We start from the raw sequence: 14,349 nt of genomic DNA on the forward strand, positions 1-14,349 counted from the left end.
GCATTTGCCTCCCGTTTCGCATTACGTCGCGGCGTTGCCCGCCAGCACGGCGAGCAGCGCCCGCGCCAACGGCGGCGGCGCTTGCTCGACGCGCCGGTAGACCGCACCGTCGGGCGTGCGCGTCAGCATGCCATCGTCGACCATCTGCCGCCGCAGCAGCAGATGATCGCCCAGCGTTTCCACCGCGCGGATGGCGTCGTTGATCTCGCGCTCGCTCATGGCCTGGCGCGGCGGCAGGTGCGACCACACCACCCACAGACACGGCGCGCGATGGCTGTGCTTGCCCGGCCACGCTTGCAGCCTGCCTTGCGCGTCGAAATAGCGCAGCAGGCGCCGCACCAGCGTGTAGTCGATCTCCGGCGTCAGCGGCGCCGGTGCGGCAAGCGCGTCGGCGGCCTGGCGGGCGGCGCGCCAATGCTGGAAGTTGCGAAAGCCCGCCGCGCCAGCGAGCAGGTTGAGCATCTCGACATGGCCGGGCAGGTGGTCGAGCTGGTTCAACTGTCTGACCAGCGAACGGGAAAGCGCCGAGATGTCGTCGGCGACGTAGGGAAGTTGCGTTCTGGACACGTTCAATCCTCGATGTGTGCCAGCCCTGCAGGACAGGGGTCGGGGGTCGCCCTTGCCGACGCGGCACGGATCGCGCGTCGGAAGATGTGGTGTTGCGATGGCAGGTTTAGCGCTCCTTGCGGAGTGGCGACGCCTGGGTGAACTGCCGACCAGGGCGAAGTATGCGCGGTGGGCGGGATACAAGGCAACCGCCGCCGCGTCGGTACGAGGTTATGATCCGTGCTCGGCGCAATGGGGCCGCACGTTCGTGGAGAAAGACACTTGAACCTGTATGAAATCATCCGCTGGGGTAACGATACGCCCGACCCTTTCAACGGCGGCCCGGATGGGCAGGACACCTGCTTCCTGGTACGCGCCCAGTCGCTGGAACACGCCGCCGTACTGGCCGATGCCCAACTGGCGCGGCAACCGTCCACCCGCGTGGCGGCATGGGCGCAGGCGGCCTATCTGCTGGGGATCGACTGCGGGAGCGACACTTCGGCACGCGTGCTGCGCGGGCCCTATCTCCAGCATGCCTATCGCCATGGCTGGCGGCACTGGCACCGCGATGCGGCGGAGGAGGCGTGGGTGGAACAGGGGGAATAGCCGTCTGGGCGGGCATCATCGAGCGTCCAAATGCAAAAAGCCGTCCTTGCGGACGGCTTTTCAGCAGGCCGATGAATCAGCCCAGCTTCTGCCACAAGGTTGCGAGCAACTGGTCGTCGGCATCTTCGGTGTATTCCCAGAAGAATGCCCCGGCCAGCCCTTCGCGCTTGACGAAATCGGCCTTCAGGCCAATGGATTCGACATCTTCGTAGCTGACGAACTGGTCGCCATCGACCAGCAGCCACGGGGCCTTGGCATCATCGTCCCAATGGCGCACCGTGCGGCCATCCCCCGCTCGCAGCAACGCGGCGATTTCGCTGTAGCTGTAGCCGCCATTGCTCTTGGGGGTGCCCGGCGCACCCAGCCCGGCGTTGCCGACGCCCTTGAGGCTGCGGCCATAGAATGCGCAGCCCAGCACCAGTTTGTCGCGTGGCAGGCCGTTTTCGAGGAACAGCTTCACCGACTTGGCGCAACTGTCGCCACTGGGATCGACGGGCGTGTTGTAGAGGTTGGTGTGGTGACCGGCGCGGGTGGCCCAGCCGTTGTAGAAGTCGTAGGTCATCAGGTTGACGAAATCGCACAGGCGCGCGACTTCGGGCATTTCCACGCCATCCAGGTAGTACTGTCCGGCGCCGGCTGCGATGGTCAGCAGGTATCGATCGCTCCCTTTGCGGCCCTCGGCGTCGGACAGTGCATCCAGCCGCTGGCGCAGGTCGGCCAGCATCAGCGTGAAGTTGCGCTTGTCCTCAGGGCGGGCCTTGATGCCGGACATGTCGTTGGAGGGGTATTCCCAGTCGAGATCGATACCGTCGAGCTGGTACAACTTCATGAACTCGATGGCAGCCTGCGAGAACCGCTCGCGGGTGCCGGCGTCCAGCGCTGCGTCGGAGAAACCGTCCGCGGCCCAGCCGCCGATGGAGATCAACAGCTTGAGGTCGGGGTTGATCTCGCGCATGCGGTACAGGCGCTCGGCATGCGGCGCCGGATCGACGGGGTGGCCGTCGTCGCCCTTGAACCACGCCACTTGCCCGTCGCCAACGATGTTGGCAAAAGCTATGCAGATATGGGTCAGCCGCTGGGCATCACGCTCCAGCGGGAGGTGTTCCCATGCTTTCCAGCCGGCGAAATAGGCGAGCAGGATCGGTTTGCTGGACATCACAACTCCTTGAATTGATTACGTGCGCTGACTCAAAGCGCGGCGATGACGACCATTTCGACGCGATAGCGCGGATCGGCCAGCCGCGCCTCGACGGTGGCACGCGCGGGGGTATGTCCCGGCACCACCCAGGCGGACCAGGCGTCGTTCATCGCGTCGTAGTCGGCCATGTCGGCCAGGTAGATCGTGGCGGAAAGGATCTTCTGCTTTTCCGAACCCACTTCGTTCAGCAGGCGTTCGATGGCGGCCAGGACTTCCTCGGTTTGCCCGCGAGCATCCTTGTCGAGCGTTTCCGCGATCTGCCCGGCGAGATAGACCGTGTTGTTGTGTACGACGATCTCGGCCAGGCGGGGACCGATGTGATAGCGCTGGATACTGGTGGACATGGCGTGCTCCTCGGGTAGGCCCATGATAAGGGGAACCTCGTAAGGTTCGCCTTGCTTGAATTGCGCTCAACCATGCCAACCAAGACACAAATGGCGAGCGGACGATGCTGTCATGATCGTCCGCGCCGGGGTAATGCGCAAACCGGAAACCAGACCGTTTCACCCACTACCGAACCGGTTTGCAGCGCGCTACAAAGCAAAAAGCCGGGCAATGCCCGGCTTCTTGTCATCGCATATCGCGCGATCAGTGCACGGCGGCCACCGAGCGCAGGCGCAGCGAGAAATCCTGCAACGCCTTGATCCCGCTGGCTTCGGCGCGCAAGCACCAGTCCTGCAAATGCTTGACCAGTTCGGCGCGAGACAGCGACGAACGCTCCCACAGCCGGGTGAGTTCCTGGCGCATCTGGTACACCTGTTCCAGCGTCTTGCTCTGCGCCAGCAACTGATCCAGGTGCGGTTTGTCGTTCACCGGCGTGTCCTTGGCGTCCTGCTTCAGCCACAGCTTCATCTGGCGCGCGACGTTGAAGTCGAAATGCGGCAGGCGCGCGGAACCGCGCAGCTTGTCCAGCTCTTCGGAAACCGTCAGTTTTAGCGACTTGGCGTAGTGCGCGGCCACGGCGTAGCGATTGGCGACGATGGCGGCCAGCGCGTGTTCGTCCAGCTCGGGGCGTACTTCGGCGGTCTTCATCTTCGGTGCCACGCGACGCACTTTGGCCATGCGCAGGATTTCCATCGTGCGGATATAGCCCCAGCCGATGTCGAACTCGAACCATTTGTACGAGAACTTGGCCGAGGTGCCGAAGGTGTGGTGGTTGTTATGCAGTTCTTCGCCGCCCACGATGATGCCCCAGGGCACCAGGTTGGTGGAGGCGTCCTCGCATTCGAAGTTGCGATAGCCCCAGTAGTGGCCGATGCCGTTGATCACACCGGCCGCCCAGAACGGAATCCAGATCATCTGGATCGCCCAGATCCAGATGCCGTTGGCACCGAACAGGCACAGGTTGATGATCATCATCAGCGTCGGGCCCATGGCGCTGCGCTTGCTGTAGATGTTGCGCTCCAGCCAGTCGTCCGGCGTGCCATGGCCAAATTTCTCCATGGTCTCAGTGTTCTTGGATTCGGCGCGATACAGCTCGGCGCCCTCCCACATCACTTTCTTGATGCCCAGAACCTGCGGGCTGTGCGGGTCTTCGGCGGTTTCGCAACGCGCGTGGTGCTTGCGGTGGATCGCCGCCCATTGCTTGGTGACCATGCCCGTGGTGAGCCACAGCCAGAACCGGAAGAAATGGCTGGGGATCGGCCCCAGGTCGATGGCGCGGTGCGCCTGATGGCGATGCAGGTAGATGGTGACGGACGCGATGGTGATGTGCGTCAGCACCAGGGTCACCACGATGTAGCCCCACCAGGGCAGGTCGATGGCGCCATTAAGCCAGTTCATGCTTCGGATTCTCCGTAAATGCAAACTATTCGCGCGCCGAAACTACCTAGAGGGTGCGCGCAGGGAGTTGATATTAATCAATATTTGGTTAACGTGCTCGGCGGGATTGATCGATGGTGATAATGCCGGGTTCCCGACGTTCGTCGGAATGGGTGTGGGCCGGTGCATCGCCACGCATCGGGACGTGCCCGGGCGACGCGCCCAGCCCCGTTAGTCGCCGCGATCCGGAGGGGATTGCTGGCCGAGCCCTTGCAGGTTGCCGTCGCCGGCCAGGCGATCGCCGGGACGGAAATGCACGACGTCCAGCCGGTTGAACGGAATGTTGATGCGGTACTCGCGGAACGATTGCCACAGGCGTTCGTTGATCTGGGACTTGAGCGCCAGCGTTCCGTTCTCGGGATCCTTTACCCAGAAGCCTACGGACAGATCGACGGCGCTGGCACCGAAGTTTTCCAGGAACGCCCGGGGCGGCGGCTCCTGCACGATGCGCTCGATGCCACGGGTGGCATCGACCAGCAGCTTCATCACCAGTTGCAGGTCCGACTCGTAGGCGACCGAGATCGGCAGCTTGATCCAGACGCTGCGGTCGTTGTACGACTGATTGACCACGGTGGAGGTGATCAGCGTTTCGTTGGGAACCAGCGATTCGGTGCCGTCCGCGCCCTTGAGCACAACGTAGCGCGAGGTCAGCCCGGTGATCACGCCCTGACGGCTGTCGATCTGGATCAGGTCGCCCAGTTTGACCGAGCGATCGAGCAGGATGATGAAGCCCGAGACATAGTTGGAAGCGATCTTCTGCAAGCCGAAGCCCAGGCCCACGCCCAGCGCACCGCCGAATACCGACAGGACCGTCGGGTCGATGCCCACCAGGGGCAGCGCGATGATCACCGCCAGCGTGACCAGCAACGTGCGCGTGAGCTTGGCCAGCACCACGCGCAGGTTCATGTCCATCAGTGCGGCGCCCATCAGCCGCTGTTCGATCAACCGTGACAGCCACATCGCCACCAGCAGCGTCAGCGCCACCGAGAACACGCCATTGATCACGCCCAGCATGCTGATGTTGATCTTGCCGATCTTGAAGCTGACGCTGTTGAGCGCATCGACGATATCGGCCAGCACGCCGACCACATGCAGGGCATACAGCGTCCAGATGACGCCCGCGATGTATTTTTCGCTGCGGATCAACCATTGCGCGTTGTTGAAGGTGCTGCGCAGCACGTAGACCAGTGTGCGGATGTTCACCATCGCGGTGAACAGCACCACGGCCACCGCCAGCAGCTTGTGCGGCAGCGGATAGAACGGTGCGAGCAGCAATCCGCCCAGCAGCAACCCCAGCAATGCCAGCAGCGGGAACACTACGCGCGAGAAGCCCTCGCTGCCCCACTTCCAGCGGCGCTGTTCGCTGTGCAGCCTGGGCTTGATGTAGCGGCTGCCGAGCACGGCCAGCACCACCACCAGCACCAGCACGCCGATCTGCCACAGCAGATCAGGGCGGACCACGCCGTGCTGGCTCAGATCGGAGAACAACTCAACGATCAGGTTTTCCCGTTGCATCATCCGAGCTGGCGAATCCTTTGCAGGGTTTGCGTGGTGGAGGTCTGGTGGAGGAAGGGGATGGAATGCACCTGGCCGCCCCATTCCAGCACTTCGCGGCTGCCGACGATGCGCTCGATCGCCCAGTCGCCACCCTTCACCAGTACGTCGGGACGGCAGGCCAGGATCAATGCATGCGGCGTGTCTTCGTCGAACCAGGTCACCAGATCGACGCAGCCCAGCGCAGCCATCACCGCCGCGCGGTTTTCCATCACGTTGATCGGCCGATCATCGCCCTTGCCCTGGCGCTTCACCGACGCATCGGTATTGAGCGCCACCACCAGGCTGGCGCCCAGCGCGCGCGCCTGGCCCAGGTAGGTGACATGGCCGCGATGCAGGATGTCGAAACAGCCGTTGGTGAACACCAGCGGACGCGGCAATTCGGCCATGCGACGCGCCAGTTGATCGGGCGGGCAGATCTTGCGTTCGAAATCGGGCTGCGGGTAGTCCATGGCTCAGGCCGTGAGTTGCTTGCGATAGCGGTTCAGGTCGCCGGTGGTTTCCAGCGGCACTTCGAACAGGTTGGACAGATTGCGCAGGATACCGCCGACGACGCGCGCTTCCCACTCCTTGCCGAACTGGATCTGCTCGTCCAGCCAGCGTTCCAGCCATTCCGGGTCCGGCAGGCGGCTCTGTACCGTATCGTTGGGATACAGCTCCTTGTTCACGTGCAGATTGGTCGGGTGCAGCGGCTTGCCCGAACGGGCGCTCGATGCCATCAGGAAGCCGATCTTGGCAAAAGCCTGCTTGGCCTCCACCCCGCAACGTTCGATCGAGCGTTTCATGTATTTCAGATAGGCGCCACCATGGCGGGCTTCGTCGGTGGACAGCACCTTGTAGATCTGCTTGATCACCGGTTCGGTGTGCCATTCGGATGCGCGGCGATACCACTGGGTCAGGCGCACCTCGCCGCAAAAATGCAGCATCAGCGTTTCCAGCGGCGGCGCCGGGTCGAATTCGAAGCGCACCGCGTGCAGTTCTTCCTCGGTGGGACACAGTTCCGGACGGAAGCGGCGCAGGTATTCCATCATCACCAGCGAGTGCTTTTGTTCCTCGTAGAACCAGATCGACATGAACGCCGAAAAGTCGGAGTCGTCCTGGTTGTCACGCAGGAACATCTCGGTGGCCGGCAGCGCCGACCATTCGGTGATCGCGTTCATCTTGATCGTCATCGCCTGGTCGTCCGTCAGGAGGCTGGCGTCGAATTGATCCCAGGGAATATCGTCGGCCATATTCCAGCGCGCTTTTTCCAGGTCGGCGAACAATTGGGGGTACAACATCGGCATGCTCCTGCTGAGGGCAGTTATAAGATGGATCATCAAGATGAAAACGGTGCGCGTTTCGCGCCCGGCGGTATTAGACCTGCTTGCACTCCCCAGCGGCAAGCCGAATTCTGCACATGTCATGGAGATTTCATCATGGAGTTCCAGCTCTTTATCGTTGGCGACGAAATTCTGGAAGGCCGGCGTCAGGACAAGCACTTTTCTGCGGTGCTGGAACGGCTCGGCCCGCGCGGCCACCGGCTGACCGGCGCGCATTACCTGCCGGATGACCCCGAAGCTCTGACCGCGGCCTTCTGCAAGACGCTGGCTGACGGCGCCCACGTGATTTCGTGCGGCGGCATCGGCGCCACGCCGGACGACCACACGCGCCAGGCGCTGGCCTCGGCCGCCAATGTCGCGCTGGAGTTGAACGACGACGCCGCGCGTCTGATCGTCGAGCGCCACGGCGACGCCGCCCATCCGCATCGCATCCGCATGGCCGAGTTTCCACTCGGTGCGCACCTGATCCCGAACCCTGTGAACCAGGTGGCCGGATGCAGTTTCCGTCACCATTACCTGCTGCCGGGGTTCCCCGAAATGGCGTGGCCGATGCTCGAATGGGTACTGGATACACAATACACCCCGGGCGAAGCCGGCGTGAGGCGCTCGCTGCTGGTGCCCGATGCCCGCGAAGGCGATCTGATCGAGGAAATGGAACGATTGGTGGCGCGTTATCCCGACGTGCGCTTTTCCTGCCTGCCATCATTTGGCAATGCGCGCCACGCCGGGCCGCATCTGGAGTTCACGCTGACGGGCATCCAGCCCGAGGTGGACGCCGCATACGATTATCTCTGTCGTGCCCTGCTGGCACGGGATTACCGGCCGGAGACCTGACCGCTACCGTGGCATCCGCGCCACGACCCGCGTGCCGTGTGGCGCCACTTTCTGAAGCTCGAACGAGCCGCCGCGCGCAAAGACGCGGTGTTTCATGCCGAGGATGCCGTGCCGGCGCGGCGCCTGCGCGTCCTGTTCGTTGATGCCGACGCCATTGTCCTCCACCGCCAGCAGCAGCTCGCGCTCGTCCACCGACAACACGATGGATACGCGCGTCGCCTCGGCGTACTTGGCGGCATTGGTCAGCGCCTCCTGCGTGACCCGGAACACGGTGATCGACAGTTCCTCGCTCAGTTGCAGATCGTCATCGGGCAGGTGCAGTGTCAACGCCCACTGGTTGAGCGCGGCGACTTCGCGTACCAGCTCGCGCAGCGTGACGACGATGCCGAAGGTGGACAGCAGCGTGGGGCGCATGCCTTCCATGATGCGGCGCTTGAGCTGGATGCCGCGGTCCAGGTTGGTCAGCATGCGTTGCAGCTTGGCGGCACCCATCGGCGGCAACTCGCCCAGCGAGCGCTGCAACCACGAGATATCGATGCGGATGGCGGTGAGGATGGCGCCGAGTTCGTCGTGCAGCTCGCGCGCCAGCTTGGCTTTCTCACGCTCGCTCAGATCCTGCAGATGCCCGGCCAGTTCCTCCAGTTGCGTGGTGCGCTCCTGTACCAGCAGTTCCAGCGAGTCCTGGCTGTGTTCCAGCTCGTTGATCAGCGAGTGCTGCAATTCGAGGCTTTCCTGTAACAGCCGCGCCTTGCGCTTGAGCATGGCCTCGCGCTTGAGCGCGGCGCTGGCATCGGTCACCTGGATCATGCAATGGCGCGGCGTGCCGGGCAGGGGGATCAGATGCACATGCTGCATCAGCGGCACTTGCGCCCCCAGCGGCAGGCCATAGAGTGGCAATTGGGCTTCGTGCAGCGAATGCGACAGCACCGACGGGTGTCCCAGCTCCAGTGCGGCGCGCAGCGTTTCGTGCAGATAGCCGCCTTCCAGCGATGGAAACAAGGTACGCAGCGGCCGATCCAGCGCTTCCGCTTCGGCGATGCCCGAGTGCGCCACGATCCAGCCGTTCCACACGCGCACGCGCTCATCCGGATCGACGACGATCACGCCGACGTTGAGCGAGGCCAGGGCCTGCCAGCCCAGCTCGGCCAGCCCTTCGGAGCGTGTGGGCTGTGTCACATTCCAGCCCCCGCGCCATTCATGGCGCGTTCCAGGAAGCGGTCGATGCTCTCGACGAAGGAGGAAAACGCGGCCACGTCCTGGAGGAACACCACGTAGCCCTGGATGGCATAGCGTTCGACGCTGAAATTGATGTGCAGCAGCAGCACCAGTTCGTCGAGCGCGGGCCGGAAGCCATTGAGGATCTCGCTGCAACTGCCGACGCGAAACGACGGCAGGCCGATGGTGAAGTCGCCATCCAGCAGGTTGGACAGGGTGCCAATGCAGGCATTGAGGATGATGTTGCCGACCTCGGTCATTGCCTCCTGTTCCATCTCGGTGATGTCTTCCAGCGGCAGTGTGTCGCCGATCATCACGCGCACGATTTCGAGGCTGCGCGTCTCGGGGAAGATCAGCATCGCGTCGGCGGCAAAGTGGCCGCGCAGCGTCTGCATCACGCTGCAAACGCGGTCTTCGGTGGCGCCGATCAGGTCGGCCGCCTCGCTGCGGCGCACGAAGCGCATCTGCGGCACGCTGAGCGAAACCTCTTCGCTGACCATGCGGCTGAGCGTGGCGGCGGCGCGCCCCATCGCGATGTTGAAGAACTCGGTGAGCGTGTCCTGCTGTAATGGGTTGAGCACGGCGTCCACGATCACAGCCCGAACAGGATCTTGTCCACGCCTTCGCGCGTGACGGGCTTTTCCACCAGGGCGACGAAGAAGATGCCCAGCGCCTGGACCTTCTGCCGCACGCTGTCCTGGATGTTGGCGGTCATCACCGCCAGCTTGGCCGATGGGCATTGCTGTTTGAGCGCAACCGCTGCATCCAGCCCGCCCATGCCAGGCATGTTGATGTCGAGCGTGATCAGGTCGGGCGACCGGGCGTGCGCCATGGTCAGCGCCGCCTCACCGTCGGGGGCCTCCAGGATCTGCCAGTCGGGATGGCTTTCCAGGATCAGCTTGCGAATCAACATGCGTGAGAGCGCGCTGTCGTCCACGATCAATACCGTTTTTGCCATGTCACTCATGCGGGTTCCTTGTCGGGTGACCGGGGCCTGGCCCGGATTCTGTTGGAACGCCAGCCAGACCGGCAAGCGTCGGAGAAAGAAATCGCGCCATCCAGGCGTCGGCCGGCAGCGCGATGAGCCTGGGGCGGGCGCTGAGCAATAGCTGTATCACCGCGCAATGCAGGTGTCGGCAGCCGGCCAGATCGAGCCGCGCCCCCGGGGTTGCCAGCAGCCAGTCGAGCAGCGGCGCCACGTCGTCGATGCCGCAGACGCCTTCCAGCCAGCCTTGGGTATTGTCGGCGCGGAACATCAGAGCAATCCTTGCGGGTTGAGCACCAGCAGCACGCTGCCATCGGCCAGCAGCGCCGAGCCGTCGTAGCACGGCAGGCCGGCGAGCAGGCCGGTCAACGGCTTGACCACGATGTCCAGGCTGTCGCCCACGGCATCCACCGCCAGCGCGATGCGGCCCTGCGCGGTATGCAGCACCACGGCGGCGTCCGGCGGGCGCGCCGTTACGGGCAGGCCCAGTACGCGCGACAGCGACACCAACGGCAAGACCTCGTCGCGCCAGGCCAGTATGTCGCGTCGTTTCAAGCGCCGTAGGTCGTCCGGCTGTGGGCGCACCACTTCCAGCAACTGTGTCAGCGGCACGCCGAAGCGTTGCCGCGCCACCTCCACGACCACGACCTGCGCCAGCGCCAGTTGCACCGGCAGGCTGAGCGCCAGCGTAGTGCCCTCCCCCGGACGGGCGCTCAGGCTGACCGCGCCGCCGAGCGCGCCGACAGCGGTGCGCACCACGTCCATGCCCACGCCGCGCCCCGACACCTCGGTCACGGTGGCCGCCGTCGAAAAGCCCGGCTCGAAGACCAGTTGCAGCGCAGCCTCGTCGGGCAGCGCCGCCAGTTGCGCCGCATCCAGCACGCCACGCTCGGCGGCGCGCTGGCGGATGCGCGCGCTGTCGATGCCGCGCCCGTCGTCGGCAACCTCGATCAACAGCCGGTCCTGTACCTGGCTCGCCCGCACCGTCAGGGTGCCCTCGGCCGGCTTGCCTGCGGCAAGCCGCTCGGCCGATGGCTCCAGACCGTGGTCGATGGCGTTGCGCAACAGGTGGATCATCGGCTCGTGCAACGCTGCGGCCACGCTCTTGTCCACGCGCAGCCCCTCGCCTTCGAGATGCAGCGCCACCTTCTTGTCCAGTTGCCGCGCCAACTGCCGCGCCTGGCGCGGCAGGCGCTCGAACACCTCCGACAGCGGCACCAGTCGCGCTTCCTGCAATGCCGCCTGCAAGTCGCGCAGATCGCGGTCCAGCCGTGTATGCCAGCTCCACAGTTCGCGACCGAACGATGCGGCGGCAGGGTCGGCCTGTGCGCGCCGCGCCAGATCGGCCAGCGCGGTGCGCGAGACACCCAGCTCGGTGGTCACATCGAGCAGGCGGTCGATCAGTGCCGGATCGATGCGCAACGCTTCGGCACGCGGTGCGGGCGCCTCGACATGCGGCTTTTCCGGTGCGGCCAGGCGGGCGAGCACGTCATCCAGCCGTTGCAGCGCGACCTCCGGCGACAACGGTTCCTGCCAGTGCGCCGCTTCCTCCGGCCAGCCTAGCGCGGTACAGCAATTGCGCAACACGGTGGCGATGGAGCGCAAGGCGCCTTCCGCGTTGCCAGCGGTGATGGCGTGGCGCAGCAGTGATCGCTGCTGTGTCAGCAACGCTGCAGCCGCGCGTTGCGGCCCGCTGTCCAGTACCACCGGCAACGCGGGCAGCGGCGCGATGCTCACTTGGGACGCCACCGTGCGCAGTGCCTTGGTCACGTCGTCCGGCGACGCATCGGATAACGCATGCAGTACCAGCCGGCAGCGATAGGGATCGAGCCCGGCCAGCGGCTGCGGCGCCGGTTCCTCCAGGTGCAGCGCCACCAGGCCCGGTAGTTGTCGCAGCGTGTAGAGCGGGTCTTCGCCGCTGAAGAAGCAGTCGGGATCCGGCGTGTAGCACACATGGAGCAACGATCCGGCAGGCGAGCCCGATGCGCGCAGCGCATCGCGCAGGGCTTGCGGCACCGCTACGGTGGAGGTCGTCACGGGCGTAACCGCCCCCCGCCCCGCGAGGGTGGCCACATGGCGCCGGGCCACCGCGTCCGATTCTGGCGGCAAGTGAGTGCCATCCAGTCGCTCCAGCCAGTCGGCTATGTCGTCGAAGGCCGCCAGCAACGCGGCCAGTTGCGGCGGTGTCAGCGTCGCCGTGTCGTCGCGCGCGTCGCCCAGGCAGGTTTCGGCGGCGTGCGTGATCTCCAGGATCGGCTCGAAGCCGAACAGCCCGCATGAGCCTTTGATGGTGTGCGCGGCGCGATGCACCGCTTCGATGGCGTCGCGCCGCGCCGGGTTGCGCGCCAGTTGCTCCAGCCCCTGGCCGATCAACAGCAGGTGTTCGCGGGTTTCGTCGAGAAACTGCGCCAGCAATGGATCCATGTCACCCGACCCCGCCACAGAGCATGGTGGCGTATAGCGTCAGGTCGGCGGCCGGCACCGGCTTGACCAGCATGAAGTTGGCGCCGGCCGCTTCGGCACGCGCCTGCTGCACCGGGCCGTGCTCGGTGGTGACGACGATGGCGGGAACGGCCTCCAGCGCCGGTTCGCGGCGTAGCGTGCTCAGTAGTGTGTAGCCATCCATCATCGGCATGTTCACGTCGAGCACCAGCAGATCGAACCGGTCGGACAGCGCTTTTTCCAGCCCTTCCGCGCCATTGGCAGCCTCGCTGACGCGAAAGCCCGCCGCCTCCAGGATCTGGCGGTGGTAACGCCGCACGGTCAGCGCGTCGTCGACGATCAGGACGTGTTTCATCGCGGCCTCGATTCGATGGGTTTCTGGTAGACGATGGCATCGGGGAACTTGCGCACGGTGAAGAGCGACGAGATACGGCTCATCGATTCGGCATGCCCCAGGCAGATGTAGCCCCCCGGCCGCAATGCGTCGTACAGCGCCTCGGCGGCCTGTCGCCGTGACAGGTCGTCAAAGTAGATCAGCAGGTTGCGGCAGAACACGACGTCCACGTCGCGCCAGGCGCGCATCGACTCGACATCGCAGACATTGACGGCGCTGAAGGCGATGGCGTCGCGCAGCATGGCATCGATGCGATGGCCACCCGCTTCGCGCATGAAGTAGCGGTCGCGCAGTGGCTGCGGCAATTGGTGCAGCGCGCGCGCGGGGTACAGTCCGGCACGGGCCAGGTCGAGCATTTCGGTATCGATGTCCGAAGCCAGCAGTTCGACATTGCGTTCAGCCAGCAGCGGCCAGTGTTCCAGCAGGTAGATCGCGAGCGAATACGGTTCTTCACCCGAGGCGGCGGGAATCGACCAGATACGCAGCGTTTCGTCCGGGCCACGTCGTGACAGCAGGTCGGGCAGCAGCGATTCGACCAGGCAGCGGAACTGGTATTCCTCGCGGTAGAAGTAGGTTTCGTTGATCGTCATGGCATTGATCAACTGCTGCATTTCGCCGCCGGGGCGGTCGCAGCCGGCCAGTAGCGCGCCAAAATAGGCGTCGAATTCGGCGTGCCCGGTCTCGGACATGCGCCGCTGTAGTCGGCGATCGACGAAGTAGCGCTTGCCCTGGTCGAAGACGATGCCGGTCTTGCGGTAGAAAAAATCGCTGAAGCGCTCGAAATCGGCATGACTGATTTCGGGCTCGCGCGACGCCACGGGCTCAGTCATGGCCGCCGATCCGGGCCACCGCCAGATCCACCGCGAAGCCGATGAATTCCACGCCGGGAAAACGGGCGCGTACCGCGTGCAGCGCGGGCAGTTGCGTCGGAGTGCCCACTTCGGCCAGCCATTCGATCGCCACGCCGCAGACATTGACGTGCGGATCATCCCACAGCAGTTGCGCCACCCGCGCCAGCGCCTGCGGCGTGGGGACCATGCGCAGGGCGTTGAGCGCGTAGATGCGCAGGTCGGGATCGGGATCGTCCAGCAGCACGACCACGGCTGGGGCGTTGCCGGGCAGTTCGCGTAGTACATCGACGAGTTCGGTGCGGCGCACGGTATCGGCGCCGCGCAATGCCTGCGCCAGCCGCTGCGTGACCTGCTCGTCGGGATGCGTGGCGAGCGCGGTCAACAGGCGCAGGCGCACGGTGGCGTCGGGTTCGGTATCCCAGGCATCGAGCAGTTCGGCGTGGGCATCGCCCCGCGATCCCAGCGCTGCGGCAGCGCAACCACGCGTTGCGGCGTCGACGGCGCGCAGTTCGTCCAGCAGGCGGTCACGGGCTGGGGGCGGCGCGGGTGACAGAGGGCTGGTGGTCTTGATCAGGGCCATG

General features: G+C 64.9%; 17 protein-coding genes. 2 read left to right on the plus strand and 15 right to left on the minus strand.

Annotated features, from left to right (window positions below):
• Window positions 1-21: 21 nt before the first annotated feature.
• Window positions 22-567 (minus strand): DUF2087 domain-containing protein, encoded by a 546-nt coding sequence (locus FAZ21_RS00135; RefSeq protein ID WP_136771254.1) that lies wholly within the window; start codon window positions 565-567, stop codon window positions 22-24.
• Window positions 568-828: 261 nt separating this feature from the next.
• Here FAZ21_RS00135 and FAZ21_RS00140 point away from each other — a divergent pair, with 261 nt between their 5' ends.
• On the plus strand, window positions 829-1,152 hold the full coding sequence (locus FAZ21_RS00140) for a hypothetical protein (protein ID WP_136771255.1): 324 nt from the start codon (window positions 829-831) through the stop codon (window positions 1,150-1,152).
• Between the two features lie 76 nt (window positions 1,153-1,228).
• Here FAZ21_RS00140 and FAZ21_RS00145 read toward each other — a convergent pair whose 3' ends face one another.
• The 6 genes from FAZ21_RS00145 to FAZ21_RS00170 all read right to left on the minus strand — a co-directional run bounded on the left by FAZ21_RS00145 (window position 1,229) and on the right by FAZ21_RS00170 (window position 7,005).
• Window positions 1,229-2,308, minus strand: a complete 1,080-nt coding sequence (locus FAZ21_RS00145) for a glycoside hydrolase family 18 protein (protein WP_136771256.1) — start codon at window positions 2,306-2,308, stop codon at window positions 1,229-1,231.
• Window positions 2,309-2,340: 32 nt separating this feature from the next.
• Complete coding sequence (locus tag FAZ21_RS00150; RefSeq protein ID WP_211243323.1) at window positions 2,341-2,694, minus strand: RidA family protein; 354 nt, start codon at window positions 2,692-2,694, stop codon at window positions 2,341-2,343.
• A gap of 244 nt (window positions 2,695-2,938) precedes the next feature.
• Window positions 2,939-4,132 carry a DesA family fatty acid desaturase gene (locus tag FAZ21_RS00155; protein WP_136771258.1) on the minus strand — a complete coding sequence of 398 codons (1,194 nt, stop codon included), beginning with the start codon at window positions 4,130-4,132 and terminating at the stop codon, window positions 2,939-2,941.
• A gap of 210 nt (window positions 4,133-4,342) precedes the next feature.
• Window positions 4,343-5,689 carry a mechanosensitive ion channel family protein gene (locus tag FAZ21_RS00160; protein ID WP_169307187.1) on the minus strand — a complete coding sequence of 449 codons (1,347 nt, stop codon included), beginning with the start codon at window positions 5,687-5,689 and terminating at the stop codon, window positions 4,343-4,345.
• Complete coding sequence (gene rfaE2 / locus FAZ21_RS00165) at window positions 5,686-6,177, minus strand: D-glycero-beta-D-manno-heptose 1-phosphate adenylyltransferase (RefSeq protein ID WP_136771260.1); 492 nt, start codon at window positions 6,175-6,177, stop codon at window positions 5,686-5,688. The genes FAZ21_RS00160 and rfaE2 overlap by 4 nt, the downstream gene beginning before the upstream one ends.
• 3 nt (window positions 6,178-6,180) lie before the next feature.
• Complete coding sequence (locus FAZ21_RS00170) at window positions 6,181-7,005, minus strand: ferritin family protein (RefSeq protein WP_136771261.1); 825 nt, start codon at window positions 7,003-7,005, stop codon at window positions 6,181-6,183.
• A gap of 138 nt (window positions 7,006-7,143) precedes the next feature.
• Between FAZ21_RS00170 and FAZ21_RS00175 the strand changes: the two genes are divergently transcribed.
• Window positions 7,144-7,881 carry a competence/damage-inducible protein A gene (locus FAZ21_RS00175; protein WP_136771262.1) on the plus strand — a complete coding sequence of 246 codons (738 nt, stop codon included), beginning with the start codon at window positions 7,144-7,146 and terminating at the stop codon, window positions 7,879-7,881.
• 3 nt (window positions 7,882-7,884) lie between these two features.
• Here the strand turns inward: FAZ21_RS00175 and FAZ21_RS00180 are convergent, their stop codons facing one another.
• From FAZ21_RS00180 to FAZ21_RS00215, 8 genes are read right to left on the minus strand one after another with little or no spacing between them, the layout of a single operon-like run.
• Window positions 7,885-9,057: a sensor histidine kinase gene (locus FAZ21_RS00180; RefSeq protein ID WP_136771263.1), complete on the minus strand. Its 1,173-nt coding sequence runs from the start codon at window positions 9,055-9,057 to the stop codon at window positions 7,885-7,887.
• Window positions 9,054-9,677 carry a chemotaxis protein CheC gene (locus FAZ21_RS00185; protein ID WP_211243324.1) on the minus strand — a complete coding sequence of 208 codons (624 nt, stop codon included), beginning with the start codon at window positions 9,675-9,677 and terminating at the stop codon, window positions 9,054-9,056. The genes FAZ21_RS00180 and FAZ21_RS00185 overlap by 4 nt, the downstream gene beginning before the upstream one ends.
• A gap of 11 nt (window positions 9,678-9,688) precedes the next feature.
• Window positions 9,689-10,063 (minus strand): response regulator transcription factor, encoded by a 375-nt coding sequence (locus FAZ21_RS00190; protein ID WP_211243325.1) that lies wholly within the window; start codon window positions 10,061-10,063, stop codon window positions 9,689-9,691.
• Window positions 10,056-10,352 carry a hypothetical protein gene (locus FAZ21_RS00195; RefSeq protein ID WP_136771264.1) on the minus strand — a complete coding sequence of 99 codons (297 nt, stop codon included), beginning with the start codon at window positions 10,350-10,352 and terminating at the stop codon, window positions 10,056-10,058. The genes FAZ21_RS00190 and FAZ21_RS00195 overlap by 8 nt, the downstream gene beginning before the upstream one ends.
• Window positions 10,352-12,505, minus strand: coding sequence for a chemotaxis protein CheA (locus FAZ21_RS00200; RefSeq protein ID WP_136771265.1), 2,154 nt, complete (start codon window positions 12,503-12,505; stop codon window positions 10,352-10,354). The genes FAZ21_RS00195 and FAZ21_RS00200 overlap by 1 nt, the downstream gene beginning before the upstream one ends.
• A gap of 1 nt (window position 12,506) precedes the next feature.
• The gene (locus FAZ21_RS00205; protein WP_136771266.1) at window positions 12,507-12,878 is read right to left on the minus strand and encodes a response regulator; all 372 of its coding nucleotides are present in this window, start codon (window positions 12,876-12,878) and stop codon (window positions 12,507-12,509) included.
• Window positions 12,875-13,747 (minus strand): CheR family methyltransferase, encoded by an 873-nt coding sequence (locus FAZ21_RS00210; protein ID WP_136771267.1) that lies wholly within the window; start codon window positions 13,745-13,747, stop codon window positions 12,875-12,877. The genes FAZ21_RS00205 and FAZ21_RS00210 overlap by 4 nt, the downstream gene beginning before the upstream one ends.
• Entirely contained in the window at window positions 13,740-14,348 is a 609-nt protein-coding gene (locus FAZ21_RS00215; protein ID WP_136771268.1) for a HEAT repeat domain-containing protein, read from the minus strand. The genes FAZ21_RS00210 and FAZ21_RS00215 overlap by 8 nt, the downstream gene beginning before the upstream one ends.
• Window position 14,349: the final 1 nt, after the last annotated feature.

Origin of the sequence: Chitiniphilus eburneus, from assembly GCF_005048205.1 — a bacterium.
Lineage (GTDB): Bacteria > Pseudomonadota > Gammaproteobacteria > Burkholderiales > Chitinibacteraceae > Chitiniphilus > Chitiniphilus eburneus.

Excerpts from the sequence above, each read along its gene's own strand:
- FAZ21_RS00145 (WP_136771256.1), bottom strand. The coding sequence starts at position 2,308 with ATGTCCAGCAAACCGATCCTGCTCGCCTATTTCGCCGGCTGGAAAGCA.
- FAZ21_RS00150 (WP_211243323.1), bottom strand. The coding sequence starts at position 2,694 with ATGTCCACCAGTATCCAGCGCTATCACATCGGTCCCCGCCTGGCCGAG.
- FAZ21_RS00155 (WP_136771258.1), bottom strand. The coding sequence starts at position 4,132 with ATGAACTGGCTTAATGGCGCCATCGACCTGCCCTGGTGGGGCTACATC.
- FAZ21_RS00160 (WP_169307187.1), bottom strand. The coding sequence starts at position 5,689 with ATGATGCAACGGGAAAACCTGATCGTTGAGTTGTTCTCCGATCTGAGC.
- rfaE2 (WP_136771260.1), bottom strand. The coding sequence starts at position 6,177 with ATGGACTACCCGCAGCCCGATTTCGAACGCAAGATCTGCCCGCCCGAT.
- FAZ21_RS00170 (WP_136771261.1), bottom strand. The coding sequence starts at position 7,005 with ATGTTGTACCCCCAATTGTTCGCCGACCTGGAAAAAGCGCGCTGGAAT.
- FAZ21_RS00175 (WP_136771262.1), top strand. The coding sequence starts at position 7,144 with ATGGAGTTCCAGCTCTTTATCGTTGGCGACGAAATTCTGGAAGGCCGG.
- FAZ21_RS00190 (WP_211243325.1), bottom strand. The coding sequence starts at position 10,063 with ATGAGTGACATGGCAAAAACGGTATTGATCGTGGACGACAGCGCGCTC.
- FAZ21_RS00195 (WP_136771264.1), bottom strand. The coding sequence starts at position 10,352 with ATGTTCCGCGCCGACAATACCCAAGGCTGGCTGGAAGGCGTCTGCGGC.
- FAZ21_RS00200 (WP_136771265.1), bottom strand. The coding sequence starts at position 12,505 with ATGGATCCATTGCTGGCGCAGTTTCTCGACGAAACCCGCGAACACCTG.
- FAZ21_RS00205 (WP_136771266.1), bottom strand. The coding sequence starts at position 12,878 with ATGAAACACGTCCTGATCGTCGACGACGCGCTGACCGTGCGGCGTTAC.
- FAZ21_RS00210 (WP_136771267.1), bottom strand. The coding sequence starts at position 13,747 with ATGACTGAGCCCGTGGCGTCGCGCGAGCCCGAAATCAGTCATGCCGAT.
- FAZ21_RS00215 (WP_136771268.1), bottom strand. The coding sequence starts at position 14,348 with ATGGCCCTGATCAAGACCACCAGCCCTCTGTCACCCGCGCCGCCCCCA.